Below are 25,354 nucleotides of genomic sequence, written 5' to 3'. Positions count from 1 at the left end.
TGCGGCGCCGCCGGCCCTCGTGCCGGCACGGCGCCATCCCCCGTCCCGCCGGGACCGGGGACCCACTCGTCAGGAGAGGTACTCGCATGCACACCTGGATCCGTCGCGGCCTGGAGGCCGCGCTGCTCACCGGCGGCCTGTGGGCCGTCGGGACGGGGGTCGCGTCCGCGGACGACGGCCTCGACGTCTCGGTGCCGGTCACCGTGACCGACAACGCGCTGGCCGTGCTCGGGGACGTCCCCGGCCCCGGCGTCCCCCTGCCCGCGCTCGAGGCGGATCTCGGCGTCGACCTCGGGGCGGTGTCGGTGTCGGTGCCCGTCACCGTCGGGGGCAACGGCGTCGGGCTGCTGGGCGGCAACGCCCAGCAGGAGCCCGCGTCCCCACCGGCGGCCGCGCCGGCCGACGTGTCCGTCCCGGTCGTCGTCGCGGGCAACGCCGCGGGCGTGCTCGGCGACGCGACCGCGTCGGGCACCGCGCCCACCCCGCCCGGCGGTGACGGCGGCCTGCTCGGCGTCTCCGTCCCGGTCACGGTGTGCGGCAACGGGATCGGCCTGCTCGGCGACGCCGCCGGGGGCTGCACTTCCGCTCCGGGCACGCCCGGCACGGCCGGCCCCGGTTCCGGCGGCCCCGGTTCCGGCGGCCCGGGGATCGACGTCGACCTGCCGGTGACCGTCTGCGGCACCGGGATCGGGCTGCTCGGCGGTGGCTCGGGCGAGTGCACCGCCGGCGGGCCGACCGACCCCGGCGGGCCGACCGACCCCGGCGGCCCGGAGCAGCCCGGCACGCCCGACCGGCCCGCCACGCCCCACGAGCCCGGCGGCCCCGGCGCGCCGGGCGTCCCCGGCCACCCGGGTACCCCGGGCGGGCCGGCGGCCCCCGCTGCGGCGGCATGGTCGGGCGGCACCCCGGCCGGATCGGCGCCGACCGCGGCCCCGGTCGGCGGGCTCGCGTACACCGGCGCCGACGTCGCGTCCTGGCTGCTCGTCGCGGTGCTGTGCGTGGTCACCGGGCTGGGCACCGTGGTCGGGTTGCGCCGCCGACCGGAGCGGGCCGCGGGCGACTGACGGCGTCGAGGCCGGCGGCCGGGCTCCGCGTGGGCCCGGCCGCCGGTGCCGGTACGCCCGGCGGCCGGGCGCGTCCGGCGCTACGGTCCACCGGTGGCGGACGCCGACCTGCGCTTCTACTTCGACCCGGTCTGCCCCTTCGCCTGGCTGACCGGCGAGTGGGTCCGGATCGTCGCCGCGCGTCGGCGCTACGTCGTGGAGTGGCGCTTCGTCTCGCTGCGCCTGCTCAACGCGCACGTCGACTACGCCGCGCAGTTCCCGCCGGACTACGAGGCCGGGCACACCGACGGCCTGCGGTTGCTCCGCGTGGCAGCGCGCGTCCGGGACGAGCACGGTCCGGAGGCGGTCGACCGCCTCTACCGCGCGCTGGGGGCGCGGATCTTCTCCGTGCCCGGGTCCGAGCGACCCGCGGCCGGCGCCGCCGGGACTCCGGAGTTCGTCGGCCCCGTGCTCGCGGAGCTCGGCCTCCCCGCCGGGCTCGCCGCAGCGCTCGACGACCCGTCGTGGGACGCCGTGCTGCAGGCCGAGACCGACGAGGCGCTGCGGCTGACCGGCCGGGACGTGGGGACGCCGATCCTGCACTTCCGGCCACCCGGGGGGACGGCGTTCTTCGGGCCGGTGATCAGCCGCCTGCCCGACGAGGAGGACGCCCTCGCCCTGTGGGACCACGTCGTCGGGCTGGCCGGTTTCCCCGGGTTCGCCGAGCTGAAGCGGAGCCTGCGCGAGCGCCCGCAGCTGCTCGCGCTCGGCGTCGGACCCGGCGAGGTGGGCGAGGAGGAGGACTGGCACGGCGGCAGCCGGCGGCAACGGAGGTGACCGGGCGGTGAGCGGACCGGGCGACGAGCGCAACGTGCTGGGCGGGCCGCTCGAACCGTGCGGCACGCAGCCGATGACGGGCTTCTACCGCGACGGGTGCTGCCGCAGCGGCCCCGACGACCTCGGCCGGCACACCGTCTGCGCGGTCGTCTCGGCCGAGTTCCTGGACCTGCAGCGCGAGCTCGGCAACGACCTCACGACCCCCCGGCCGGAGTACGGCTTCCCCGGCCTCGTACCGGGCGACCGCTGGTGCGTGGTGGCGGTCCGCTGGCTCCAGGCCTACCAGGCGGGGGCGGCGGCCGGTGTCGTCCTGGCGGCCACCAACGCCCGGGCTCTCGAGGTCGTCCCCCTGGCCGCGCTGCGCCAGCACGCCGTCGACGTCCCCGACGACATCAGCGGCCTCGGCTGAACGGGGCCGCCGGGGCCGGCCCGGTCGTCCCCGGGGGTGCCGCGAGCGGCACCCCGCCAGTAAGGTGAGCCTTCCCTGATCAGGATCCGTGTCGCCGTCCGCCCGGGAGCCGCCGTGAGCGCCGTGACCGACGCCCAGGCCCCGGCGGCCGCGGCCGTCGCCGACCAGCGCCGCGGACTGCTCCGGGGGACCGGCGGCCGAGCGACCACGCTCCTCGTCCTGCTGGCCCTGCTGGTGGTCGCGGCGGGGACGAGCATCGCGGTCGGCTCGCGGCCCATCCCCCTCGGCGCGGTGTGGGAGGCGCTGACCACCCCGGGCCTGGGCACCGAGGAGGCGGTGATCATCCGCGAGCTGCGGGTCCCGCGGACCGTGCTGGGGATCCTCGTCGGGATGGCCCTCGGCGCGGCCGGCGCGCTCACGCAGGGCCACACCCGCAACCCGCTGGGCGACCCGGGCCTGCTCGGCGTCACCGCCGGCGCGTCGTTCGCCGTCGTCCTGTCCATCTGGCTGCTGGGCATCGGCACTCCCGCCGGCTACGTGTGGTTCGCCTTCGCCGGCGCCCTGGCCGGCAGCGTCGTCGTCTTCACCCTCGGCTCGGCCGGGCGCGGCGGGGCCACCCCGGTGACCCTCGCCCTGGCCGGCGCCGCGGTGACCGCGCTGCTCTACGCGCTGGTGCAGGCCATCCTCGTCAGCGACCAGCGGACCCTCGACGGCTACCGCTTCTGGGTGGTGGGCTCGCTGGCCGGCCGGGACACCGGCATCGCCGGCCAGGTCGCTCCGTTCATCGTCGCCGGCCTGGTCCTCGCCCTCGTCAACGCCCCGGCGCTCGACCTGCTCGGCCTCGGCGAGGACGTCGCCCGGGGCCTCGGTCAGCGCATCTGGCTGGCCCGGCTGGTCGGGCTGGCCGGCGTGACCCTCCTGTGCGGCGCGGCGACCGCCGCCTGCGGCCCCATCGCCTTCGTCGGCCTGGTCGTGCCGCACGTCGTGCGGGCCCTCACCGGCGCCCGGCACCGCTGGCTGGTCCCCGGCTCCGCCCTGATGGGCGCCGTCCTGCTGCTGTCGGCCGACGTCCTGGGCCGGATCCTGGCCCGGCCCGGGGAGGTGCAGGTCGGCATCGTGCTGGCCTTCGTCGGCGCGCCGTTCTTCATCGCGCTGATCCGGCGGCGCCGGCTGGCCGGGCCGTGACCGCCACGCAGGAGCGCCCGGCCACCGTCCCGGCCCGCCGCGGCACGACGGTCGTGCGCATCGGGCCGGCCTCGGCGCGGATCCGCTGGCGGCAGCTGGTCGTCCCCCTGACCGCGGCGGCCGCGCTCGTGCTCGTCTCGGCCGTGAGCCTGGGCCGCGGCGACTTCCCGATCCCCGTGGCCGAGGTGCTGCGCACGCTGGTGGGGCTCGGCGAGGGCAGCTCCGAGTTCATCGTCCTGCAGCTGCGGGCGCCGCGGATCGTGGTCGGCCTGCTCGTCGGGCTGGCACTGGGCATCGCGGGCGCGCTGTTCCAGACCTTCGCGCGCAACCCGCTCGCCTCCCCCGACGTCCTCGGCATCACCCAGGGCGCCTCCGTCGGCGCGGTCGCGGCCATCGTCCTCAGCGGCTCGACGACGACCGGTCAGCTCCTCGGCGGCCTGGGCATCCCGCTGTCGGCACTGCTCGGCGCGCTGGTGGCCGGGTCCCTGCTGTTCGTGCTCGCCTGGCGGGCGGGCATCGAGGGTTTCCGGCTGGTCCTCGTCGGCATCGCCCTGTGGTCGCTCGGCAGCGCGACCGTCGAGTACCTGCTCACCCGCGCGGAGATCTACGACGCCGCGGCCGCCTACGTCTGGATCACCGGCTCGCTCAACGCCCGCACCTGGGACCACGCCGTCCCGCTGGCGCTGTCGCTGCTCGTGCTGGTGCCGCTGGCCCTGGCCGCATCGCGCGCGCTGGGCGTCCTGCAGTTCAGCGACGAGACGGTGCGCGGGCTCGGCGTCCGCCTCGCCGGCACCCAGGCGGTGGTCGTGCTCATCGCCGTCGCGCTGACCGCCACCGCAGTCGCCGCGGCCGGCCCCATCGCGTTCGTGGCGCTCGTCGTCCCGCAGATCGCCGTCCGGCTGACCGGCGGCTCGCGGCCGCCGCTGCTGGCCTCCGGCCTGCTCGGCGCGCTGCTCGTCGTCTCGGCCGACCTGCTCACCCGCACCGTCCTGCCCGCGGCGCTGCCGGTCGGCATCCTCACCGCCATCGTCGGGGCGCCCTACCTCATCTACCTGCTCCTCCGTGGAAGGCGGCGATCGACGCTGTGACCGCACACCTGACGGCGAGCGAGACCGCCCCCGCCACCGCGACACCGGACGGACCGGTCCGGCTCGCGGCCGAGGCGGTCCGCCTGGGCTACGACGAACGCGTCGTCGTCCACGACGTCGACCTGGAGCTCACCGACGGCTCGTTCACCGCCATCGTCGGGCCCAACGGCTGCGGCAAGTCCACCCTGCTCAAGGCGCTGGGGCGGCTGCTGCGCCCCACCGCCGGGGAGGTCGTGCTCGACGGTCGGTCGATCGCCCGGACGCCGACGCGCGAGGTGGCCAAGGTGCTCGGCCTGCTGCCTCAGACGCCGGTCGCCCCCGACGGGCTGACCGTCGCCGACCTGGTCGCGCGGGGCCGCCACCCGCACCAGAGCTGGCTGCGCCAGTGGTCCCGGGGGGACGAGGACGCCGTCGCCGAGGCGCTGGCCTGGACCGACATGACCGAGCTCGCCGACCGGCCGGTGGAGGCGCTGTCGGGCGGGCAGCGGCAGCGGGCGTGGATCTCCATGGCGCTGGCGCAGGGCACCGACCTGCTGCTGCTCGACGAGCCGACGACCTACCTCGACCTGGCCCACCAGATCGACGTCCTGGAGCTCGTGGCCCGGCTGCACGCCGAGCGCGGGCGCACGGTCGTCGTCGTCCTGCACGACCTGAACCTGGCGGCGCGCTACGCGCGGCGGCTGGTGGCGATGCGCGACGGCGTCCTCGTGGCGTCCGGCACGCCCGCAGAAGTGCTCACCGAGCAGCTGATGGCCGACGTCTTCGAGCTCGACGCCCGCATCGTGCCCGACCCGGTGGCCGGGACGCCGATGGTGGTGCCGGTCCGCCGCCTGCGCTGACGCCGCCCCGTCAGCCGGCGACGCCGACCCGCCAGTAGCCCATGAACGCCACCTCGTTGCGCGGCACCCCGAGGTCGGTCACCAGGTGCCGGCGCAGCCGCTTGACCACGCCGGCCTCCCCGGCCAGCCAGGCGTAGCAGCCGGCGGTGCCGTCGACCTCGGGGACCTCCCACAGCAGCCCGGCGTCCACGTCGACGTCCTCGACGTCCTGGTGCACCTCGGGGCGGGCGATGCCGAGCTCGCGCATCGCGTCCTGCACGGCCGGCACGAGCAGCTCGCCGCGGGCCCGGCCGGCGCGCGGCAGCCAGCGCACCGTGACGCCGTCGGGCACGTCGAGCGCCTGCTCGTCACCGGGCTCGGGGACCTCGAGCAGCGCCGCGACGCGGCGGCCCGGCGCCAGCCCCTCGAGGATCGCGCCGACGGCGGGGACGGCGGTCTCGTCGGCGGCGAGCACCAGCGTGTGCGCGGTCGCCGGCGGCGCCCACTCGACTCCCCACATGCGGCCCGTGCCGGGGCGGTCGGGGCCCAGCAGCACCAGCCGGTCGCCCGGGACGGCGCCGGCTGCCCACGTGGCGGCGGGCCCGGCGTGGCCGTCCTCGACCCCGTGCAGGACCACGTCGACGTCCACCTCGGCACGGTCGGGCCGGGCCGCCCGGACCGTGTAGGTGCGCAGGTGGGGGCGGACGTCGTCAGCCAGCGCGCAGTAGGCGGTGTACCACTCGGGCCCGGGGACGAGGAGCTCCATGACGTCGGTGCCCGGCTGCCGGGGCAGGACGAACTTGATCCGCTGGTCGTTCCCGGCCACGCCGAAGGAGGCCAGTTCCGGGGCGCCGAGGGTCAGGCGCACGGTGCTGGGTCCCAGGCGGCGGGTCGCGGTCACGACCGTGTCGAAGAAGCGCCAGCCCGGCGCCTCCACCGGCACGGCCTGGGCGGTGGCGACCTCGGCGGTGGCCTGGGTGGTGGTCACGAGCGGTCCCCGTTCCTCGGCCGGCCCCGGTCCGGACGGCGTGTTAGGCGAGGCTAACCTGCCGCGGGCCGTGGAGGGAACCCCGCTCAGGACGGCGCGACCTCGGGGACGGCGGGCTCGGGGACCGATCGCGCGGTCTGGGCCAGGCCGATCCCGGTGAGGACGACGAGGCCGCCCAGCACCTGCCAGCCGGTCAGCACCTGCTCGACCCACAGCCACGCGACGACCGACGCGAACACCGGCTCCACGGTGGCCACGAGCCCGGCGGTCGTCGGCGGGAGGTGCCGCAGCGCACCGATCGACAGCCAGAACGGCAGGATCGCCCCGCACACGACGATCCAGCCCACCAGGACGCCGAGCGGCACCTCCAGCGAGCCGACCGAGACCGGCACCGGCTCGGCGAGCACGCCGGCGTCGAACTCCCACCAGGGTGCGGCCACCGACCAGAACAGGGCCGCGGCGACGAAGCTGAAGCAGGTCAGCGCGACCGGATCGCGGCTCGTCGTCCCCCGCTCCCCCATCAGGTAGTACGTCGCCAGGCAGACCGCGGCACCCAGCGCGGCGGCGACCCCGGTGGCGGACAGCGACCCGCCGCCCTCCCACACCTGCGCGACCAGCAGCAGCCCCGACAGCGACAGCCCCAGCGCCGCCCACAGCCGGCTGCGCACCTGCTCGCGGCGCACCAGCCACACGTACAGCGCGATGAGCACCGGGGCGGTCATCTCGAAGACGAGCGCGATCCCGACCGGCAGCCGGTCGATGGCCACGTAGTAGAGGAACTGGGTGAGGGCGACGCCGACCACGCCGAAGAGCGCGAGGAACGGGACCTCCCGCCAGGTCAGCCGCAACCGGTCCGGGGCGAGCACCGCCAGCAGCGCGAGCAGACCCAGGGCGGCGCCGCCGCAGCGCAGCGCCACCAGCCGGGTGGGCTCGACACCGGCCTGCAGGGCGAGGGTGGACACGGTCCCGTTGACGCCGAACAGGGCAGCCGCCCCGATCGTCGCCGCGTAGCCGAGCCCGGGACGGACGGCGGTGGGCACCGCGGAAATGTAGTCCCCGTCCTGTCCCGTGCCCCCTACCGCCCCGGCGAGCCGCCCGTCGGGTGCGCCCGTGTCCCGGCCCGTGGGCTGATGCGCCGCGCGCCGGCAGCAGGGACCCTCGACCCGTGACCTACCCGCGCCCGCCGTGGTCGCCCCGCCGGCGGCGCACGCTCCTGCTCCTGGCCCTGGCCGCGGTCCTGTTCGGGCTGGCCGGCATCGCGCTGCCGGCGCAGTACGGCGTCGCCTCGGTGTTCCTGGCCGCGCTCGCGGCCTTCCTCCTCGTCGTCGCCGTCGTCGTGTTCGTCGCCGTCCCCGGGCCCGGGACGGTCGACGTCCTGCTGCGGTCCCTGACGCTCTCCGGCGCGGTCCTCGTGGTCGCCGTCCTCCTCGTGCTGTCGACCGCCGGGGAACCGCTGCGCTGGATCTGGGTGCTCGCCACGCTGGCCGCGGCGGCGTGGGTCGGGGCCGCGCTGTGGCTGGCCCGCCGCGACGGGCCGACCGCCTGACCGGCGACACTGCCGCGGTGGACCTGCCCCCTGCCCTCTACCTCCCCGACGGCCGCCACCCCGGCGGCGAGGACCTCCTGGCCACCGCCCTCACCATCGGCCCCTGGGAGGACGACGTCCAGCACGCCGGCCCACCGGCCGCGCTGCTCGCCCGCGAGGTCGAGCGGACCGGCACCGTGCCCGGCGCGCAGACCGTCCGGCTGGCCTTCGACATCCTCGGGCCGGTGCCGGTGGGCCCGGTCCGGGTCGGCGGGCGGGTGCTGCGCCCCGGCCGGCGGGTGGAGCTCGTGGAGGCCACCCTCTCGGCCGGCGGCGTGGCGCGGATGCGCGCCACCGCCTGGCGGATGCGCACCCGCCCAGTCTCCCCCGTCGACGTCCTGGCCCCGGACGCGCCGCACCCGACCGGCCCCGACGCCGGCCGCGCCGAGGTCCCCGGGGTCTTCCGCACCGACGTCGCCTACCACCGGGCGCTGGAGTGGCGGTTCACCGCCGGCTCCTTCGACTCCCCCGGTCCCGCCGCGGCCTGGACCCGGCCGCTGGTCCCGCTGGTCGCCGGCGAGCCGATCACGCCGCTGGAGCACCTGCTGGTGATGACCGACGCGGCCAGCGGCATCTCCGCCGAGCAGGACTGGGCGCGGGCGACCTTCGCCAACGTCGACCTCACCGTGTCGCTGTACCGGCAGCCCGCCGGCGAGTGGCTGGCGATGGACGCGACCAGCTCGCTGGGGCCCGGCGGGGTGGCGCAGTGCTTCGCCGACCTGTTCGACACCACCGGCCGCATCGGCCGCTCCGCGGCCTCGCTGTTCGTCGAACCCCGCTGAGCGCCTCCCGCCGGAGTGGCCACTTCGGCGGGAGGGCGGGAGGGTGGACGACGGCGTACCCGACTGCTGAGAGGACCGGCGTGCAACCGCTGGAGGACCTGCTGGAGTGGCTCGCCGGCCGCGGGCTGGAGATCGTGCTGATCATCCTGGCCTCGGTCCTGCTCGCCCGCTTCGTGGCCTGGACCGGCAGCAAGATCACCGACAGCATCGACCGCCGGTCCACCGGCGGTGACGCGCTGGTGCGCTCCGAGGCCGCCAAGCACCGGCACTCGCTGACCCAGGTGATCACCTGGACGCTCGTCGTCCTGATCTACGCGGTCACGGTCTTCTTCGTGCTCGACCGCCTGGGCGTCCCGGTCACCGGGCTGGTCGCCCCGGCCACGGTGCTCGGCGTCGGCCTCGGCTTCGGCGCCCAGCGGATCGTCGGGGACGTGCTCGCCGGCTTCTTCATCATCACCGAGCGGCAGTACGGCTTCGGCGACGTCGTCTCCATCCAGGTGGTGGGCGGCGGCGACCCGGCGACCGGCACCGTCGAGGACGTCACGCTGCGGGTCACCCGGCTGCGCTCGCCCGACGGCGAGGTCGTCACGCTGCCCAACGGTCAGATCGTCAAGGTCGTGAACCTCTCCCGGGACTGGGCCCGCGCGGTGGTCGACGTCCCGGTGCCGGCCAGCGTCGACGTCAACCAGGTCAACGACATCCTCCGGACGGTCGGCCGGGAGGCCTTCGACGATCCGCGCCTGCACCCGCTGCTGCTGGACCCGCCGTCGGTCATGGGCGTGGAGAGCCTCGGTCTGGACGAGGTCAACGTGCGGATGGTCGCCCGGACCCTGCCGGGCAAGCAGTTCGAGGTCGGCCGCGACCTGCGTGCCCGGGTGGTGCTCGCCTTCCGCCGGCAGGGCCTGAGCGTGCCACCGCCGACCGCCTCCGACGGCTCGGCCGAGCCCGGCGCGCTCAGCGCCGGTGAGCAGCGGTGAGCGCCGACCGCCCGCGCGCGGACGGGACCCGGCCCACCGCCCCCGCACCGCAGGTGAGCACCGCCCCCGCCGAGGGACCGCGCCGCTGGTGGGCCGCGATCCCGCGCCGGCTGGGGCGCGCTCGCACGTCGACCGTCGTCCTGGCGGTGCTGTTCGTCGCGCTCGGGATCCTCTACCTGTACGTCCGGCCGGAGACGACCGGCACCTCGCCGGCCCGTGACACCGGCGAGGTGCCGGTGGTGCCCGCGCCCCTGGACCCGACGCCGACCGAGCCCACGACGACCGCGCCGACGACGGAGGCGCCCGCTCCGGGCACGACGACGACGCCGGCACCCACCCCGACCGGCACCGGCGAGGGCGCCGAGGAGGAGGACGGGCAGCCGACGGATCCGACCGGGGTGCCGACCGGGGCGCCCACCACGCCCACGGGGACCCCCGCGGAACCGGGAGGGACCGGCACGCCGACGGGTACCGGCGGGCCCTCGCCGACGGGCTGATCCGTCCGACCCCTGTACCGGGCGGGGCGCGTGGGGCGTTATGTTCTGAGGTGGCTCACGAGAGGCAGTGACAAGCACCTGGCTGGCTGCCCGGCAACCTCTACTCCGTCCGAGGTGCTCCAGGGGAAGAGCCGGTCGGACGGCGCCCGCCGCCCGGCAAGACGGAGTCTCCGGTGCGCCGCCGGGTCTCCCGACCGAGAGGAGACCGGCGCATGACCGACCCGCAGAGCTGGAGCTTCGAGACCCGGCAGATCCACGCCGGCACGAGCCCCGACCCGACGACCGGCGCCCGCGCCCTGCCGATCTACGCCACGACCAGCTACCAGTTCCGCGACGCCCAGCACGCCGCCGACCTGTTCGCGCTGGCCGAGATGGGCAACATCTACACGCGGATCATGAACCCGACGCAGGACGCGCTCGAGCAGCGGGTCGCGTCGCTCGAGGGCGGCGTCGCCGCGCTCGCCGTCTCCAGCGGCCAGGCCGCCGAGACGCTGGCGATCCTCAACATCGCCGAGGCCGGGTCGCACGTCGTGGCCTCGGCGTCGCTGTACGGCGGCACCTACAACCTGCTGCACCACTCGCTGCCGAAGCTGGGCGTCACGGTGTCCTTCGTCGAGGACCCCGACGACCCGGAGAACTGGCAGTCGCTGGTCCGGGAGAACACCAAGGCCTTCTACGCCGAGACGATCGGCAACCCCAAGGGCGACATCCTCGACATCAGCGCGGTCTCCGAGGTCGCGCACCGCAACGGCGTGCCGCTGATCGTCGACAACACCATCGCCACGCCGTACCTGATCCGGCCGATCGAGTTCGGCGCCGACGTCGTCGTCCACTCGGCCACCAAGTACCTGGGCGGCCACGGCACCGCCATCGCCGGGCTGATCGTCGACTCGGGGAACTTCGACTGGACCGGCGGCAAGTTCCCGGGGTTCACCGAGCCCGACCCGACCTACCACGGTGTCGTCTACGCCGACCTCGGCGCCCCGGCCTACGCGCTCAAGGCCCGGGTGCAGCTGCTGCGCGACCTCGGCCCGGCCATCAGCCCGTTCAACGCGTTCCTCGTCGTCCAGGGCATCGAGACGCTGTCGCTGCGCATGGAGCGGCACGTCTCCAACGCCCTGGCCGTGGCCCGCTTCCTCGAGGGGCACGACTCCGTCGACCGGGTGAACTACCCCGCGCTGGAGTCCTCCCCGTGGCACGCGGCCCAGCAGAAGTACGCCCCGCGCGGCGCCGGCGCGGTGCTCACGTTCGAGCTGCACGGCGGGGTGGAGGCCGGCAAGCGGTTCGTCGACGCGCTCGAGCTGCACAGCCACGTGGCCAACATCGGCGACGTCCGCAGCCTGGTGATCCACCCGGCGTCGACCACCCACTCGCAGCTGACCCCCGAGGAGCAGCTGACCACGGGCGTCACCCCGGGCCTGGTGCGCCTCGCGGTCGGCCTGGAGGGCATCGACGACATCCTCGCCGACCTGGAGGCCGGCTTCCGCGCCGCCAAGTCGTCGTGAGCGGGGAGGCGTGAGGTGACCGGGGTCCGGGACGCCGGGCGCGCGCCCCGGACCCTCGCGCGCCCCGGCGGCTGGCGGGACGGCGACCCGGTCGGGGACCGGCTCTTCCTCGACCTGGACGGGCCGATCGCGCTGGAGCGGGGCGGGGTGCTGCCCGGGGTCCGGGTCGCGTACGAGACGTGGGGGACGCTCGCCCCGGACGGCGGCAACGCGGTGCTGGTCGAGCACGCGCTGACCGGCGACAGCCACGCGGCCGGGCCCGCCGGCCCGGGGCACCCCACCCCGGGCTGGTGGGACGGCCTGGTCGGGCCGGGCGCGCCGCTGGACACCGACCGGCTGTTCGTGGTCTGCGCGAACGTGCTGGGCGGGTGCCAGGGCACGACCGGCCCGTCCTCGACCGCGCCCGACGGCGCCCCCTGGGGCTCGCGCTTCCCCGCCGTGACCGTCGCCGACCAGGTCGCGGTGGAGGCGGCGCTGGCCGATGCGCTCGGCGTCGGCCGCTGGGCCGCGGTGACGGGCGGCTCGATGGGCGGCATGCGGGCGCTGGAGTGGGCGGTCGCGCACCCCGACCGCGTCGGCGGTCTGGTCTTCCTCGCCTCCGGGGCGGCGGTGACCGCCGACCAGCTGGGCACGCAGACCACGCAGCAGGCGGCGATCCGCAGCGACCCCGCCTGGGCCGGCGGCGACCACCTGCCCGGTCCCGGGCCGGTCGCCGGGCTCGGCGTGGCCCGGCGGATCGCGCACCTCACCTACCGCAGCGCGCTGGAGCTGGAGGAGCGCTTCGGCCAGGTGGTGCAGGACGACGGCCGCTTCGCCGTCGCCTCCTACCTCGACCACCACGCCGACAAGCTGGCCGCCCGCTTCGACGCCGGCAGCTACGTGGTGCTCACCGAGTCGATGAACACCTGGGACGTCGGCCGCGGCCGCGGGGGCGTCGAGGCGGCCCTGGCCCGCGTGACCGCCCGGGCCGTCGTCGCCGGCGTCGACAGCGACCGGCTGTACCCGCTGGAGCTGCAGCGGCGGGTGGCCGACGGCCTCGGCGTCCCGCTGCGGGTGATCTCCTCCCCCTACGGCCACGACGGGTTCCTCATCGAGATCGACGCCGTCGGCGCGCTGGTGCGCGAGCTCCTCGGCACCTGAGGCCTCCTCGACGAGATCTGCACACTCGTCGGCATCAGGCGCTGATGGCGCCGAGTGTGCAGATCTCGCGCGGCCCGGCGCCGGTCGCAACGCAGGGGTCTCGCTGCGTCAACGGGGCGGCAACACGAGCGGCGCACGATCGCGGGGCAGCACCGCCGTCCGCGAGGAGACCCCCGTGCCCGAACCCACCGTCCCGTTCGTCGACCTGACCGACTGGTACGGCGGGGACGCCGCCGGGAGGGCACGGGTCGCCGACCGGGTCGACCGGGCGCTCGCCGAGGTGGGCTTCCTGCTGGTCACCGGGCACCGGTTGCGGCCGGAGCTGCTGGCCGGTGTCCGCGCCCAGGCCCGGCGCTTCTTCGCCCTGCCGGTGGAGGCCAAGGTCCGCCACGCCTGCCGGGTCGGCGGCCGTGGCTGGATCCCGCCCGGCGCGGAGTCCAACGGCGCCTCCGAGGGCCTGGACACCCCACCGGACCTCAAGGAGTCCTGGACCTTCGGGCCCGACGCGCTCCCGCCCCGGCTGGCCGGCACCCTCGAGGCGGGCTGGTACGGGCACAACGTGTGGCCCCGCCAGCTGCCCGGCCTCCGGGCCGCCGGCGAGGCGTTCGCCGCGGCCGCCGGCGCCCTGGCCGACGACCTGCTCGAGGTGTTCGCCACGGCGCTCGGGCTGCCCGCGGACTTCTTCACCTCCCGCTGCGCCGCGCCGCCCTGGTCGGTGAACCTGAACTGGTACCCGCCGCGGGCCGCGGTGGGCCCGGTCGCCGACGGCCAGTTCCGGATCGGGCCGCACTCGGACTTCGGCACCCTCACGATCCTGGACCGGGAGCCGGGCGCGGGTGGCCTGCAGGTCTGCACGCCCGCCGGGGAGTGGGTGGACGCGCCGTTCGTGCCCGGGGCGCTCACGGTGAACACCGGAGACCTGCTGGCCCGCTGGACCGGTGACCGGTGGCGCTCGACGATGCACCGGGTGCTGCCGCCGCCGGCCGGCATCCCGACCGAGGAGCTGCTGTCGCTGGTGTTCTTCCACGAGGCCGACCCCGACGTCGTGGTGGAGCCGCTGCCCACCGCGGCCGCCGGCCCCACCGACTACGAGCCGGTGACCGCCGGCGGCTTCCTGCGCTCCCGGCTGGAGTCCATCGCGATCGGCTGACCGGCATCCCCGGTGCGGCACGATGGGCGCGTGGCCGGCGGGTGCGGGGCGGACGACGACGGACTCGGCCGGCGCATCCGCGACCGCCGCCTGCGGCAGGGGCTCACCCTGGTCGCCCTGGCCGAGCGGGCCGGCCTCTCCCAGCCCTTCCTCAGCCAGCTGGAGCGCGGACGGGCCCAGCCGAGCATGGCCTCGCTGCACCGCCTGGCCCGGTCCCTGGGGACGACGACCCCGGCGCTGATGGCAGGGGACGGCGCCGGGGACGGGGCCGGGGACGGGGACGGGCCGGAGGGCCCGCGCGTGAGCCTGGTCCGCGCCGGGGCGGGCACCGCCGTCCACCACGCGGCGGGCTCGACCCGGTCGCTGGTCCAGGGCCGCGCGGAGCTGCTCCCGCTGGAGTTCACGGTCACCAGCCCGGACTTCGACGACTACTTCGCCCACGAGCGGGCCGAGCTGATCTACGTGCTCGACGGCCGGATCGAGGTCGACCTGCACGACGACGGCCTGCGCGAGCTCGCTCCGGGGGACTGCCTCTACTACTCCGGCGCGGTCCCGCACCGCTTCCGCACCCTCGGACCGGGGCCCGCGCGGGTCCTCGTCGTGCAGGCCGGCCAACGGTGACGAGGACCTGACCTCGCCGACATCCGGGGGAAACCTCTCGCCGCGACATTGACCAGGTCAATATCGCGCCGTCCCGGGGAGCCCCCATGCGCCCGCACCGATCCCGTGCCGTCCCGGCCGCCGCCCTCGCCGGCGTCCTCGCCCTCGCCGCCTGCGGCTCGGACGACGAGGGCTCGACCGAGGCCGTCGGCGGCGACGGCGCCCTCTCGGACTGCCCGGCGACCGTCGTCCTGCAGACCAACTGGTTCCCCGAGCCGGAGCACTCCGCCGCCTACCAGCTGATCGACCACGAGCGGGCGGAGCCCGACCCGGACGCCGGCGTCTACCGCGGTCCGGCGCTGGCCGACGACCGGGTCACCGTCGAGATCCGCGCCGGCGGCCCGTTCATCGGCTTCCAGACCAACAGCGCGCTGCTGTACTCCGACCGAGACATCATGCTCGGGATGGTCGACACCGACGAGTCGGTGCGGCTGTCGGCCGAGCTGCCCACCCGGGCGGTGGTGACCCCGCTGCAGATCACCCCGCAGATCCTGCTGTGGGACCCGGAGAAGTACTCGTTCGACTCCTTCGAGCAGATCGCCGAGAGCGATGCCACGGTCCTCTACTTCGAGGGCCAGACCTACATGGACTACCTCGTCCAGCAGGGCTGGGTGCGGCCCGACCAGCTCGACGGGTCCTTCGACGGCTCGCTGACCCGGCTGGTCGTCGGCGAGGACGTGGTCATGCAGGGCTACGTGACGCAGGAGCCGTGGCGGCTGGTCAACGACGTCCCCGAGTTCGCCCGGGAGATCGACTACCTCTCCCTGGACGACGCCGGGTACCGGATCTACCCCTCGGCGTGGGCCGGGGTCCCGGAGAGCGTCGAGGAGAACGCCGGCTGCCTGGCCCAGCTGGTGCCGCTGCTGCAGCAGGGGCAGGTCGACTACATGGCCGACCCGGAGCCGGTGAACACCGCGATCTCGCAGTACCTCACCGACATCGACCAGTTCTTCCAGATCACCCCCGAGCGCGCCGACGCCATCACCGACTCGCTGAACGACGACGGGATCGTCGCCAACGGGCCCGACGGCGTCCTCGGCTCCTTCGACCCCGACCGGATGGCGGAGATGACCGAGCTCCTCACCGGCGTCTTCGCCGACCTGGGCACCGAGCTGGCCGAGGACCTGACCGCCGAGGACCTCTACACCAACGAGTTCATCGACGAGTCCATCGCCTACGACCCGTCCTCCTTCGTCAGCCCGAGCGCCGGGTGAAGATCACCGGCATCGAGTCGTTCCCGCTGCGGCTGACCACGCTGCAGCAGACGATGACCTTCTTCGTGGTCCGGGTGACCACCGACGAGGGCCTGGTCGGGTTCGGGGAGGCGTGCGACAGCTTCGGCGTCTCCCACCCCACCGTGGTCGCCGCGGTGGTGGACGACGTGTACGCACCGCTGCTGCTCGGCGCGGAGCTGACCGCGCCCGAGCCGCTGCTGGACGGCGTGCACCGGGCCACCCGGCGGACGCTCGGGGACCGCGGGGTGGCTGGGCAGGCCCGGAGCGCGGTGGCGATCGCGCTGGCCGACCTGGTCGCGCAGGCCGCCGGCCGGTCGGTGAGCGACCTCGCCGGCCGGGTGCGCGACGGCATCCGGGTCTACGTCGGCAGCAGCCCGTTCCTGGAGTCCGGCCCGGCCACCGAGCACGCCGACCGGCTCGGCCCGCTGCTCGACCGCGGCGTGGACATGGTCAAGATGCGGGTCGGCCTCGACTGGCGGCGGGCGGTGGACGTGCTCGCCGACCTGCGCGGGCTGCTCGGCGCGGAGGTCGAGATCGCCGTCGACGGCAGCGAGTTCTTCACGCTGCCGCAGGCCGTCGCGATCGCCGAGCGGCTGCACGAGGTCGGGGTCACCTGGTTCGAGGAGCCGCTGCCGCACGACCAGCACCAGGCGATCGCCCGGTTGGCCGGCCGGGTCGCCGTCCCGCTGGCCTACGGCGAGCACTTCTCCTCACCGGACGCCGCCCTGTCGGCCCTCGTCGCCGGGGAGATGAGCGTCGTGCAGCCGGACGCCGCGATCGCCGGGGGCATCGAGGCGGCCCGGTCGATCGCCCGGACGGCGGGCGATCGCGGGGCCCGGGTGGCCTGCCACCACCACGGCGGCCTGGTCTCGATGGCGGCCAACCTGCACGTGGCGGGCTCGTCGGCGGCCGTCGACGTCGTCGAGTTCCCCTACCACCTGGACCCGCTGCTGCCGGGCTCCGGCATCGACGCCCTGGTCGACGGCGCCCTGCCGGTGCCGACCGGCCCGGGGCTCGGCGTGGCGCTCGACGACGACTGGCTCGCCGCGCACCGGCTGGGCCGGTGACCGCGCCGCTGCGGGTGCTGGTCACCGGCGCGCGGGGCAAGGTCGGCGCGGCGGCCGTGCGGGCGCTGGCCGCGCGCGGGCACCGGGTCACCGGCACCGACCTGGGACAGCCCGACCACGACCCGCCGCCGGGTGCCGCCCCGTACGTCTGCGCCGACCTCACCGACGCCGGGCAGGCCCTGTCGGTCGTCCGCGACGTGGACGCGGTGGTGCACGCGGCGGCGATCCCCCGCCCGGGGCTGCACCCGGACGCGGTGGTCTTCACGACCAACGTGGCGATGAGCGCGCACGTGACCGGGGCGTGCGCCGTCGGCGGGGTCCGGCGGCTGGTCAACCTCTCCTCGGACAGCGTCTGCGGCATCACCTGGGCCCGCGAGCCCGCCCCGCCGGCGTACCTGCCGATCGACGAGGAGCACCCCGAGGCGCCGGAGGACCCGTACGCGCTGTCCAAGCAGGTCTCCGAGCTGCTCTGCGACGCGCTGGTGCGCCGCAGCGACTGCACCGCCGTCTCGCTGCGGCCCACCTGGGTGCTGACACCGGACACCTACGCGACCTCGGTCGGGCCGTTCCTGGCCGACCCCGCCCTGCACAGCCCGATGTTCTGGTCCTACGTCGACGTGGCCGACCTCGCCGACCTGGTCGTCGCCGCGGTCGAGACGCCGACCCCCGGGCACGAGGTGGTGTGCGCCGCGGCCGCCGACAACTTCACCGGCCGGGACCTGCGCGCCGCCGCCCTCGCCGTCCACCCCGGGCTGGAGGTCCGCGACCTGCCGCGCGCCGACGCCTCGGCGATCAGCAGCGCCAAGGCGCAGCGGCTGTTCGGCTGGCGGCCGACCCGCAGCTGGCGCGACGTCCTCCCCGCCTGACGGCGTGCGGGACCTCAGATCAGCCCGTGGGCGTGCACCGCCTCGGCCACCTCCAGGAAGCCGGCGACGTTCGCGCCGAGCACCAGGTCGCCCGGGGCGCCGTACTCCTCGGCGGTGGCGTGGCAGCGGGCGTGGATCGACCGCATGATCTCCTCCAGCCGCGCCTCGCTGTGCTCGAAGGTCCAGCGGTCGCGCGAGGCGTTCTGCTGCATCTCCAGCGCGGAGGTCGCCACGCCCCCGGCGTTGGCCGCCTTCCCGGGGGCGAAGGCCACGCCGGCCTCGCGGAGCACGCGGACGGCGTCGGGCGTGGTGGGCATGTTGGCGCCCTCGACCACGTAGCGGCAGCCGCCGCGGGCGAGCGTCGCGGCCGCGGCGGCGTCGAGCTCGTTCTGCGTCGCGCTGGGCACGGCCACCTCGCAGGGCACGTCCCAGACGCTGCCCCCGGCCACGAAGGACGCCGAGGACCGCCGCTGCGCGTAGACGTCGATCCGGGCCCGCTCGGCCTCCTTCACCTGCTTGAGCAGCTCGAGGTCGATGCCCTTCTCGTCGACCACGTAGCCCGAGGAGTCCGAGCAGGCGACGACGGTGCCGCCAAGCTGGTGGACCTTCTCGATGCCGTAGACGGCGACGTTGCCCGAGCCGCTCACCACGACGCGCTTGCCGTCGAAGGAGTCCCCGCGGGCCTGCATCATCGCGTCGGCGAAGAACGCCGCGCCGTAGCCGGTCGCCTCGGTGCGCACCAGGGCGCCGCCCCAGCCCAGCCCCTTGCCGGTGAGGACGCCGGACTCGTAGCGGTTGGTGATCCGCTTGTACTGGCCGAACAGGTAGCCGATCTCGCGGGCGCCGACGCCGATGTCGCCGGCCGGCACGTCGGTGTACTCGCCGAGGTGCCGGTACAGCTCGGTCATGAACGACTGGCAGAAGCGCATGACCTCGGCGTCGGAGCGGCCCTTGGGCTCGAAGTCGGAGCCGCCCTTGCCGCCACCGATCGGCATGCCGGTGAGGGCGTTCTTGAAGATCTGCTCGAAGCCCAGGAACTTGACGATGCCCAGGTTCACCGACGGGTGGAACCGCAGCCCGCCCTTGTAGGGACCGAGGGCCGAGTTGAACTCGACCCGGAACCCCCGGTTGATCTGCACCTCGCCGCTGTCGTCCTGCCAGGGCACGCGGAAGATGATCTGCCGCTCGGGCTCGCAGATCCGCTGCACCGTCTTCATCTCGGCGTACTCGCTGTGCCGGTCGAGCACCACGGCCAGCGACTCCAGGACCTCCCGGACCGCCTGGTGGAACTCCGTCTCCCCCGGGTTGCGCCGGAGGACCTCCTCGTAGATCCCCTGCACCGTCGCAGGCACCTCGTCGACCACTGCACGCTCCTCGCGTCGTCCACCGGACGCGGGGAACGCTACGGCGCCGTCCGGACCCCTCCGCGCCGCACCCCGCCGCGAGACCCGAGCCGCGACGAGATCTGCACAGTGGTCACCATCAGCGGCCGATGGCGACGAGTGTGCAGATCTCGTCGCGAGGTCAGTCGGCGGCGTCGCCGGGGACGAGGCCGGCGGCCGGCAGCTTCCCGCGGATGACGGGGCGCACCCTCCGCGCCGAGGGCAACCGCTCGCTGTAGGCCAGCGCGTTGCCGCGGATGTGCAGCAGGTCGTCGTCGGTCGCCTCCCGGACGACCTTCGCCGGGACCCCGGCGATGACCGAGCGCGGCGGGAACTGCTTGCCCTGGGTGACGACGGCGCCCGCGGCCACGATCGACCCCGAGCCGATGTGGGCGCCGTTCATGACGATGCTGCCCATGCCCACCAGGACGTCGTCGTCGACCCGCGCGCCGTGCAGGACCACCCGGTGCCCGACCGTCACCCCCGCCCCGACGACCAGCGGGAAGCCGGGGTCGGAGTGCAGCGTGCTGCCGTCCTGCACGTTCGAGCCGGCGCCGATCTCGATCACCTCGGCGTCGGCCCGGAGGACGGCGCCGTACCAGACGCTGGCCTGCGGGCCGAGCGTCACCGCGCCCACGACGACCGCGGTCGGCGCCACGAACGCCTCCGGGTCGATCCGCGGTGCACCGAAGTCCAGTTCGCCGATGTAGTTCTCCGCCACCGGGTCACCTCAGCACAGCGGTGCCGGTGTCGCACCCGTCGGGCAGACTCCCCGCCGACACCGCCGTCCCCGGGAGGACCGATGCCACCCGCCCTGCCCACCTCGATCGTCGGCAGCCTGCCCCAGCCCGGGTGGCTGGTCGACCACGACAAGCTGGCCGGGCAGTTCCCCCCGCGGGTGCGGGCGCGCGAGATCTGGCGGGTCCACCCCGACCAGCTCGCCGAGGCGCAGGACGACGCCACCCTGCTCGCGATCCGCTCCCAGGAGGACGCCGGGCTCGACGTCGTCACCGACGGCGAGATCCGCCGGGAGTCCTACTCCAACCACTTCGCCACGGCGCTGGCCGGGGTGGACGTCGACCACCCCGGCACGGTGCTCAACCGCTCGGGAAGGCCGATCCCGGTGCCCCGGGTGGTCGGGCCGGTCACCCGGCCGCGACCGATCCAGGCCGACGACGTCCGGTTCCTGCGGGCGGCCACCGACCGCACCGTGAAGATCACCGTCCCGGGGCCGTTCACCATGGCCCAGCAGTCCGAGGACCAGCACTACGGCGACGACCGGGTGCTCGCGCTGGCCTACGCCGACGTCGTGCGGCAGGAGATCGCCGACCTGTTCGCCGCCGGGGCCGACGTCGTCCAGATCGACGAGCCCTGGCTGCAGGCCCGCCCGGAGGTCGCCCGCCGGTACGGCGCGGAGGCCGTCACCCGGGCCGTGGAGGGCGCGCCCGGACCGGTGCACCTGCACCTGTGCTTCGGGTACGCCGCGATGGTCTCCGAGCGGCCCGAGGGCTACTCCTTCCTCCCCGAGCTCGCCGACACCCCGGTGGACACCGTCTCGGTGGAGACGGCGCAGTCGCACCTGGACCCGGCGCAGCTGCGGCCGCTGCGCGGCAAGGGCATCGCGCTGGGCGTCCTCGACCTGTCCACGCCCGAGGTGGAGACGCCGGAGGTCGTCGCCGACCGCGTGCGCCGGGCGCTGCCCGAGGTGGACGTCGAGCGGCTGGTGCTCACCAGCGACTGCGGGCTCAAGTACCTGCCGCGGGCGTCGGCCGCCGGGAAGATGCGCTCCCTGGCGCTGGCCGCGGCGACCCTCCGCCGGGAGCTGGGATGACCCTGCCGACCGACCTCCCGGTGCTGGCCTTCCCCGACCAGGCCTCGCTGGAGGCCTGGCTGGCGGCCGAGGGCGACTCCGCGCCGGGCCTGTACGTGCGGCTGGCCAAGAAGGGCTCGGGCATCCCGTCGGTCAGCTATCCCGAGCTGGTCGAGAGCTGCCTGTGCTTCGGCTGGATCGACGGGCGGTCCAACCGGCTGGACGAGGACACCTACCTGCAGCGGATCACGCCCCGGCGGGCGCGCAGCGTCTGGTCGCAGAAGAACGTCGGCACCGTCGGGCGGCTGCTCGAGGCCGGCCGGATGCGCCCGGCGGGGCTGGCCGCGGTCGAGGCGGCACAGGCCGACGGCCGGTGGGACCGCGCCTACCCCGGCAGCGCGGACATGACGGTCCCCGACGACCTCGCCGCGGCCCTGGCCGCCGTCCCCGGCGCGCGGGCGGCCTTCGACGCCCTCGACGCCCAGAGCCGGTACTCGCTGCTGTGGCGGGTGCACACCGCCGCCACGCCGGAGACCCGGGCCCGGCGGATCACCGCCGCCGTGGAGACGGCGGCCGCCGGCTGACCCGCGCTGCGGCCGCGGCGGGCGCCCCGGTCGCGACGGGCAGGGCCCCGGGTCAGAGGATGCGGCGGGCGCCGGCGTAGCCGCGCATGTCGACCGAGGTGACCGCGACCGGCTGGCCGAACGTCCGCGCGTGCACCATCGCGCCGTTGCCGATGTAGATGCCGACGTGGCTGACCGGTGAGTAGAAGTACACGATGTCGCCCGGCTGCAGCTCGGCGCGGGAGACCGCGACGCCCATCCCGGCCTGGGCGCGGCTGGAGTGCGGCAGCGAGACGCCGACGGCGGCGTAGGCGAACTGGGTGAGCCCCGAGCAGTCGAAGCCGTTGGGCCCGGACGCGCCCCAGACGTAGGGGTCGCCGACCTGGGCGAGCGCGGCCTCGACGACCGCACCGGCGGCGGCCGACGGCGGCGGGGCCAGGGTGGCGGGCACGTCGAGCACCGGGCCGGCCAGGGTCGTGGTCACGACGGCCTGCTCGGCCGCCGTGAGGCGGGCGAAGTCGGCCTCGTAGCGGTCGACCCGGGCCTGCACCTCGGCCTGCTGCTCCCGGAGGGTGGCCAGCGCCGCCTCGGCCTCCGCCGCGGTGGCCTCGGCCTGCGCCTGCGCGGCCAGGAACTGCTCGCGGGCGGCGGAGACCTGGACCAGCACGCTGTCGGTGTGCGCGGCGATCACGTCCAGCGTCGTCATCTGCTGCACGAAGTCCTCGGCGGACTCGCTGGTGAGGAAGGCGGCGAGGCCGGAGGTGGGTCCGGAGGTGTAGCCGGTCTGGGCGATGGCCACCAGTTGCGGCTCGTACCGGGCGACCTCGGCGTCCGCCGTCTCGGCGGCGGCGCGGGCGTCGGCCGCGGCCTGCTGCAGCTCGGCGACGGTCAGCACCGCCTGGTGGACCTGCTCGTCGAGCTGCGTGAGCTCCTGGCCCGCCTGCGCCACCAGCTCGGCGGCCTCGTCGGCGGTGCCGGGCGCGGCGGTGGCGGTGCCGGGCCCGAGCACCACGCCGACGGCTGCGGCGGCCGCGAGCACGGCACCGGCCCAGCGGCGGCTCGTCGTCCGGTTGCGCTGCATCGTCAGCTCCTCGTGTGCTCCGCGCCCCGCCCGGGGAAGGGGCGGTGTCCTGCGCGTCCGTACGGACGGTAAGGACGACGTGTCGACACGTGAGCGGGGCACGCGGGCCCGGAGGAGGCTCGATCGACCCCGCCCGTCACAGCAGCCCCGGGCGGCCCGGGAGGTTTCAGGAGCCCCGGAGGGTGAACCCCTCCGTCACACCGGTCACGGGCGGGACGGGCCCACCCGGCACCTCGCGATCAGCGCCAGAGGTCCCCGCGGGGTCCGCGGGCCGTGCCGTCCGGACCGCGGTCGGCCGCCAGGGGCACCAGCCGGTCGGCGACCGCGCCGGTGACGAACGCGTAGACGGCCTTGCCCCCGAGGTCGACGACCCGGTCGTGCCGCGACCAGGTCCACGGCGGGGAGCCGACGCCGGTGGCGTTCTCCAACGTCTGGTCGGTGGCCAGCCGCACGGAGGCGTGCCAGGCCGACGCCCGCCAGCCGCGGAGCCCCACCGCCGCCCACACGCCGCGCAGCGCCCCGACCAGCGCTCCGGTCCCCCAGTGCATGAGGTGGTTGCGCACCGGCGGTCGGGCCCGCTCCGGCAGCCGGCGCCCGGAGGTCAGCGCGGTCAGCGTCCGGCCGGGCACATAGCTGTCCGGCCGGCCGGTGACGTGCTGCTCCACCTTCTCGGCCAGGGTCATGGCCGCGGTGCCGGCCAGGCCGGCCAGTGCCCCGCGGAGAGCAGCGCGTCCCAGCATGCCCGCCACCTACCCGCAGGCAGGCACCGGAACCGGCCGACGTCGGCCCCGCTGCGTCCCGACCCGAGCCCGCGAGGGTCGGGGGCCAGCGAGGGCGTTCATCCGGCCAGGGGCTCCTGGGCGTCGAGCGCCGAGACCGAGGCGAAGTCGCGCAGGACGGCGGACAGCTCGTCGGCCGTCCACGCCTCGCAGCAGTCGCAGCCGCCCTCGCGGTAGCTGACCAGGCCGAGGCGACCCGCCGCCTGGTCCTCGTCGATGGCGAGGTGCCCCGCCGACGGGTGCCGGTGGCAGGTGCAGCCCGAGACGCACAGCCCCAGACCCCATCCCGAGACGACGACGGTGCGGCCGTCGTCCCACACCTGACCGACCTGGAAGACCGACGGCTTCTGCATCCTGCTCATCGGGAAGGCTCCCCTCGACGGCCCCGCAGGGGCCCGCGTGCTGTGCCGGAGAAAAATATCCCCGATGCCGTGTTTCAACGGCACTCCCCTGCGGTAACTGAAGCGGTTCTCCCCACCCCGGCCGCACCGGCCACTCGTGTCCCAGCGGTCCCCGGGGCTCAGCTGGCCGGCGAGACCGAGCTCATGTGGAAGTCGGGCACGCGGACGGCGGGCATCGCGGCCCGGGTGAACCAGTCGTTCCACTCCCTGGGCAGGGTGCGCTCGGTCCGCGAGGCCTGGGTGATCCGGCCGAGCAGGTCCACCGGCGACTCGTTGAACCGGAAGTTGTTGACCGCGCCGGTCACCTCGCCGCCCTCGACGAGGAACACGCCGTCGCGGGTGAGCCCGGTGAGCAGCAGCGTCTGCGGGTCGACCTCGCGGATGTACCAGAGCGTGGTCAGCAGCAGCCCGCGCTCGGTGGACTCGACCATCTCCTCGAGGCTCGCCGTGGCGTTCGGGTCCTCGAGGATCAGGTTGTCGACGGCGGCCGTGGCCGGTGCCGTCGTCCGCAGCGCCCACGCGCGCGGGCGCACCAGGTTGGTCAGGACCCCGTCGCGGATCCAGTCGACCGCCGGCACCGCCATCCCGTTGTCGAACACCGACGCCGCGCCGGAGGACCCGCCGACCACCTGGAAGCGAGCGGTCTCCAGGCCGGGGGCGGAGGGATCGCTGCGCAGGGTCAGCGGGAGCGCGGCCAGCCGCTCGCCGATCCGGCTGCCGCCGCCGGGCCGGGCGTAGACGCTGCGGCCCTCGTCGGCGTCGCGGGCCTCCATCGTCCAGTAGGCGTAGATCATGAGGTCGCTGACCGCCGAGGGCGGCAGCAGCGTCTCGTAGTTGCCGGCGGGCAGGTCGATCCTCCGCTGCGACCACGCGAGCTTGCGGTCGACCTCGGCGGCCAGCCCGGCGACCGATACGTCCAGGAAGTCGCGGGTGCCGACCCCGGTCCACACCGAGCGGGCGAGGTCGCTGCTCTTGCCGTTGAGCTCCACCCGGCCGGTGGGCTGGTCGTGGCGCAGCCGCAGCCCGGTCGAGGTCCCGAGGTAGGTGGTCGACATCGAGTGCTCGGCGTAGCCGAACAGCAGGTCGCCGCGGTCGCGCGCGGCACCGAACGCGACGCCCAGCGCCGGCGCGAACTCCTCGAAGACCGAGATCGAGGTCTCCGCCGGGTCGGCGTCCCAGTCGCCGGAGCCCGGCGGCGGGTCCGAGACCAGCGGAACGGCGTCCTCGGCCGGGCCGGCGTCGCGGGCGGCCTGCTCGCTGGCGGCGACCAGCTCGGCGATGTCGGGGGTGCCGGAGCGGGCGACCGTGCCCGCGGCCATGCCCGCTCCGCCGTCGACGAAGGAGATCACGACGACCTGCCGCGAGCGCATCGAGCCGTTGGTGGTCAGGCTGTTGCCCGCCCAGCGGAGGTTGGCCTCCGAGCTGTCGACGACGAAGGCGACCTGCCCGTCGGCGGTCGAGGCGGCCAGCGCCTTCTCCACGAGGTCCTGCGCGCGGGTCACGAGG

At 75.6% G+C, this 25,354-nt stretch carries 27 protein-coding genes and 1 riboswitch; of the genes, 19 read left to right on the top strand and 8 right to left on the bottom strand.

Translation table 11 applies throughout. The annotated features are described in order from the left end of the window. The first annotated feature begins 86 nt into the window (after positions 1-86). The 6 genes from ACK586_RS18590 to ACK586_RS18565 all read left to right on the top strand — a co-directional run bounded on the left by ACK586_RS18590 (position 87) and on the right by ACK586_RS18565 (position 5,401). Entirely contained in the window at positions 87-1,064 is a 978-nt protein-coding gene (locus ACK586_RS18590; RefSeq protein WP_409331986.1) for a hypothetical protein, read from the top strand. A gap of 93 nt (positions 1,065-1,157) precedes the next feature. Further along, the gene (locus ACK586_RS18585; RefSeq protein WP_409331985.1) at positions 1,158-1,880 is read left to right on the top strand and encodes a mycothiol-dependent nitroreductase Rv2466c family protein; all 723 of its coding nucleotides are present in this window, start codon (positions 1,158-1,160) and stop codon (positions 1,878-1,880) included. A 7-nt stretch (positions 1,881-1,887) separates the two neighbouring features. Continuing rightward, on the top strand, positions 1,888-2,289 hold the full coding sequence (locus tag ACK586_RS18580; protein ID WP_409331984.1) for a DUF2237 family protein: 402 nt from the start codon (positions 1,888-1,890) through the stop codon (positions 2,287-2,289). A 114-nt stretch (positions 2,290-2,403) separates the two neighbouring features. After that, a complete protein-coding gene (locus tag ACK586_RS18575; protein ID WP_409331983.1) occupies positions 2,404-3,474 on the top strand; it encodes a FecCD family ABC transporter permease in 1,071 nt (356 codons plus the stop codon). Continuing rightward, a complete protein-coding gene (locus ACK586_RS18570; protein WP_409331982.1) occupies positions 3,471-4,562 on the top strand; it encodes a FecCD family ABC transporter permease in 1,092 nt (363 codons plus the stop codon). Before ACK586_RS18575 ends, ACK586_RS18570 begins: the two co-directional genes overlap by 4 nt. Next, complete coding sequence (locus ACK586_RS18565) at positions 4,559-5,401, top strand: ABC transporter ATP-binding protein (RefSeq protein ID WP_409331981.1); 843 nt, start codon at positions 4,559-4,561, stop codon at positions 5,399-5,401. Before ACK586_RS18570 ends, ACK586_RS18565 begins: the two co-directional genes overlap by 4 nt. Before the next feature lie 10 nt (positions 5,402-5,411). On the opposite strand, the gene ACK586_RS18560 is transcribed toward ACK586_RS18565, so the two are convergent. Both ACK586_RS18560 and ACK586_RS18555 read right to left on the bottom strand, forming a co-directional pair. Continuing rightward, positions 5,412-6,368, bottom strand: coding sequence for a siderophore-interacting protein (locus ACK586_RS18560; protein WP_409331980.1), 957 nt, complete (start codon positions 6,366-6,368; stop codon positions 5,412-5,414). A gap of 86 nt (positions 6,369-6,454) precedes the next feature. Further along, entirely contained in the window at positions 6,455-7,408 is a 954-nt protein-coding gene (locus tag ACK586_RS18555) for an EamA family transporter (protein WP_409331979.1), read from the bottom strand. Positions 7,409-7,533: 125 nt separating this feature from the next. On the opposite strand from ACK586_RS18555, the gene ACK586_RS18550 reads away from it, so the two are divergent. From ACK586_RS18550 to ACK586_RS18500, 11 genes are all read left to right on the top strand, one after another. Beyond that, positions 7,534-7,914, top strand: coding sequence for a hypothetical protein (locus ACK586_RS18550; protein WP_409331978.1), 381 nt, complete (start codon positions 7,534-7,536; stop codon positions 7,912-7,914). 17 nt (positions 7,915-7,931) lie between these two features. Then, entirely contained in the window at positions 7,932-8,735 is an 804-nt protein-coding gene (locus ACK586_RS18545) for a thioesterase family protein (RefSeq protein ID WP_409331977.1), read from the top strand. Positions 8,736-8,815: 80 nt separating this feature from the next. After that, the gene (locus ACK586_RS18540; RefSeq protein WP_409331976.1) at positions 8,816-9,712 is read left to right on the top strand and encodes a mechanosensitive ion channel family protein; all 897 of its coding nucleotides are present in this window, start codon (positions 8,816-8,818) and stop codon (positions 9,710-9,712) included. Then, on the top strand, positions 9,709-10,209 hold the full coding sequence (locus tag ACK586_RS18535) for an Rv3103c transmembrane domain-containing protein (protein WP_409331975.1): 501 nt from the start codon (positions 9,709-9,711) through the stop codon (positions 10,207-10,209). The genes ACK586_RS18540 and ACK586_RS18535 overlap by 4 nt, the downstream gene beginning before the upstream one ends. Before the next feature lie 53 nt (positions 10,210-10,262). Further along, positions 10,263-10,378: riboswitch (SAM riboswitch) on the top strand. Positions 10,379-10,421: 43 nt separating this feature from the next. After that, the gene (locus tag ACK586_RS18530) at positions 10,422-11,714 is read left to right on the top strand and encodes a bifunctional o-acetylhomoserine/o-acetylserine sulfhydrylase (protein ID WP_409331974.1); all 1,293 of its coding nucleotides are present in this window, start codon (positions 10,422-10,424) and stop codon (positions 11,712-11,714) included. Between the two features lie 15 nt (positions 11,715-11,729). After that, entirely contained in the window at positions 11,730-12,854 is a 1,125-nt protein-coding gene (gene metX / locus ACK586_RS18525) for a homoserine O-acetyltransferase MetX (RefSeq protein WP_409331973.1), read from the top strand. Positions 12,855-13,029: 175 nt separating this feature from the next. Continuing rightward, entirely contained in the window at positions 13,030-14,004 is a 975-nt protein-coding gene (locus ACK586_RS18520; protein ID WP_409331972.1) for an isopenicillin N synthase family dioxygenase, read from the top strand. Between the two features lie 30 nt (positions 14,005-14,034). After that, positions 14,035-14,625: a helix-turn-helix domain-containing protein gene (locus ACK586_RS18515; RefSeq protein ID WP_409331971.1), complete on the top strand. Its 591-nt coding sequence runs from the start codon at positions 14,035-14,037 to the stop codon at positions 14,623-14,625. A gap of 86 nt (positions 14,626-14,711) precedes the next feature. Beyond that, entirely contained in the window at positions 14,712-15,878 is a 1,167-nt protein-coding gene (locus tag ACK586_RS18510; protein WP_409331970.1) for a hypothetical protein, read from the top strand. Then, entirely contained in the window at positions 15,875-16,966 is a 1,092-nt protein-coding gene (locus tag ACK586_RS18505) for a mandelate racemase/muconate lactonizing enzyme family protein (protein ID WP_409331969.1), read from the top strand. The genes ACK586_RS18510 and ACK586_RS18505 overlap by 4 nt, the downstream gene beginning before the upstream one ends. Further along, positions 16,963-17,832 carry an NAD-dependent epimerase/dehydratase family protein gene (locus tag ACK586_RS18500; RefSeq protein WP_409331968.1) on the top strand — a complete coding sequence of 290 codons (870 nt, stop codon included), beginning with the start codon at positions 16,963-16,965 and terminating at the stop codon, positions 17,830-17,832. Before ACK586_RS18505 ends, ACK586_RS18500 begins: the two co-directional genes overlap by 4 nt. Positions 17,833-17,846: 14 nt before the next feature. Here the strand turns inward: ACK586_RS18500 and gdhA are convergent, their stop codons facing one another. Together gdhA and ACK586_RS18490 are read right to left on the bottom strand one after the other, a co-directional pair. Continuing rightward, positions 17,847-19,196, bottom strand: coding sequence for an NADP-specific glutamate dehydrogenase (gdhA, locus tag ACK586_RS18495; RefSeq protein ID WP_409331967.1), 1,350 nt, complete (start codon positions 19,194-19,196; stop codon positions 17,847-17,849). Between the two features lie 160 nt (positions 19,197-19,356). Continuing rightward, positions 19,357-19,935: a gamma carbonic anhydrase family protein gene (locus ACK586_RS18490; protein WP_409331966.1), complete on the bottom strand. Its 579-nt coding sequence runs from the start codon at positions 19,933-19,935 to the stop codon at positions 19,357-19,359. An 81-nt stretch (positions 19,936-20,016) separates the two neighbouring features. Here ACK586_RS18490 and ACK586_RS18485 point away from each other — a divergent pair, with 81 nt between their 5' ends. Both ACK586_RS18485 and ACK586_RS18480 read left to right on the top strand, forming a co-directional pair. Then, the gene (locus ACK586_RS18485) at positions 20,017-21,045 is read left to right on the top strand and encodes a uroporphyrinogen decarboxylase family protein (RefSeq protein ID WP_409331965.1); all 1,029 of its coding nucleotides are present in this window, start codon (positions 20,017-20,019) and stop codon (positions 21,043-21,045) included. Continuing rightward, a complete protein-coding gene (locus ACK586_RS18480) occupies positions 21,042-21,608 on the top strand; it encodes a YdeI/OmpD-associated family protein (RefSeq protein ID WP_409331964.1) in 567 nt (188 codons plus the stop codon). The genes ACK586_RS18485 and ACK586_RS18480 overlap by 4 nt, the downstream gene beginning before the upstream one ends. 52 nt (positions 21,609-21,660) lie before the next feature. Here the strand turns inward: ACK586_RS18480 and ACK586_RS18475 are convergent, their stop codons facing one another. From ACK586_RS18475 to ACK586_RS18460, 4 genes are all read right to left on the bottom strand, one after another. Next, positions 21,661-22,668: a C40 family peptidase gene (locus ACK586_RS18475; RefSeq protein WP_409331963.1), complete on the bottom strand. Its 1,008-nt coding sequence runs from the start codon at positions 22,666-22,668 to the stop codon at positions 21,661-21,663. Between the two features lie 239 nt (positions 22,669-22,907). Beyond that, positions 22,908-23,408: a hypothetical protein gene (locus tag ACK586_RS18470; protein WP_409331962.1), complete on the bottom strand. Its 501-nt coding sequence runs from the start codon at positions 23,406-23,408 to the stop codon at positions 22,908-22,910. Between the two features lie 98 nt (positions 23,409-23,506). Beyond that, the gene (locus ACK586_RS18465) at positions 23,507-23,809 is read right to left on the bottom strand and encodes a hypothetical protein (protein ID WP_409331961.1); all 303 of its coding nucleotides are present in this window, start codon (positions 23,807-23,809) and stop codon (positions 23,507-23,509) included. 158 nt (positions 23,810-23,967) lie between these two features. Further along, positions 23,968-25,350: a metallopeptidase TldD-related protein gene (locus ACK586_RS18460; protein ID WP_409331960.1), complete on the bottom strand. Its 1,383-nt coding sequence runs from the start codon at positions 25,348-25,350 to the stop codon at positions 23,968-23,970. Between the last annotated feature and the right edge of the window lie 4 nt (positions 25,351-25,354).

It is taken from the genome of Trujillonella humicola, assembly GCF_046233715.1.
Taxonomy (GTDB): Bacteria; Actinomycetota; Actinomycetes; order Mycobacteriales; family Geodermatophilaceae; genus Trujillonella; species Trujillonella humicola.
Note: the sequence above shows the minus strand (reverse complement) of the source record. Positions and strands in the feature narration are given on the sequence as shown.

Excerpts from the sequence above, each read along its gene's own strand:
- ACK586_RS18590 (WP_409331986.1), top strand. The coding sequence starts at position 87 with ATGCACACCTGGATCCGTCGCGGCCTGGAGGCCGCGCTGCTCACCGGC.
- ACK586_RS18465 (WP_409331961.1), bottom strand. The coding sequence starts at position 23,809 with ATGAGCAGGATGCAGAAGCCGTCGGTCTTCCAGGTCGGTCAGGTGTGG.
- ACK586_RS18530 (WP_409331974.1), top strand. The coding sequence starts at position 10,422 with ATGACCGACCCGCAGAGCTGGAGCTTCGAGACCCGGCAGATCCACGCC.
- ACK586_RS18485 (WP_409331965.1), top strand. The coding sequence starts at position 20,017 with ATGCCACCCGCCCTGCCCACCTCGATCGTCGGCAGCCTGCCCCAGCCC.
- ACK586_RS18470 (WP_409331962.1), bottom strand. The coding sequence starts at position 23,408 with ATGCTGGGACGCGCTGCTCTCCGCGGGGCACTGGCCGGCCTGGCCGGC.
- ACK586_RS18510 (WP_409331970.1), top strand. The coding sequence starts at position 14,712 with ATGCGCCCGCACCGATCCCGTGCCGTCCCGGCCGCCGCCCTCGCCGGC.
- ACK586_RS18480 (WP_409331964.1), top strand. The coding sequence starts at position 21,042 with ATGACCCTGCCGACCGACCTCCCGGTGCTGGCCTTCCCCGACCAGGCC.
- ACK586_RS18475 (WP_409331963.1), bottom strand. The coding sequence starts at position 22,668 with ATGCAGCGCAACCGGACGACGAGCCGCCGCTGGGCCGGTGCCGTGCTC.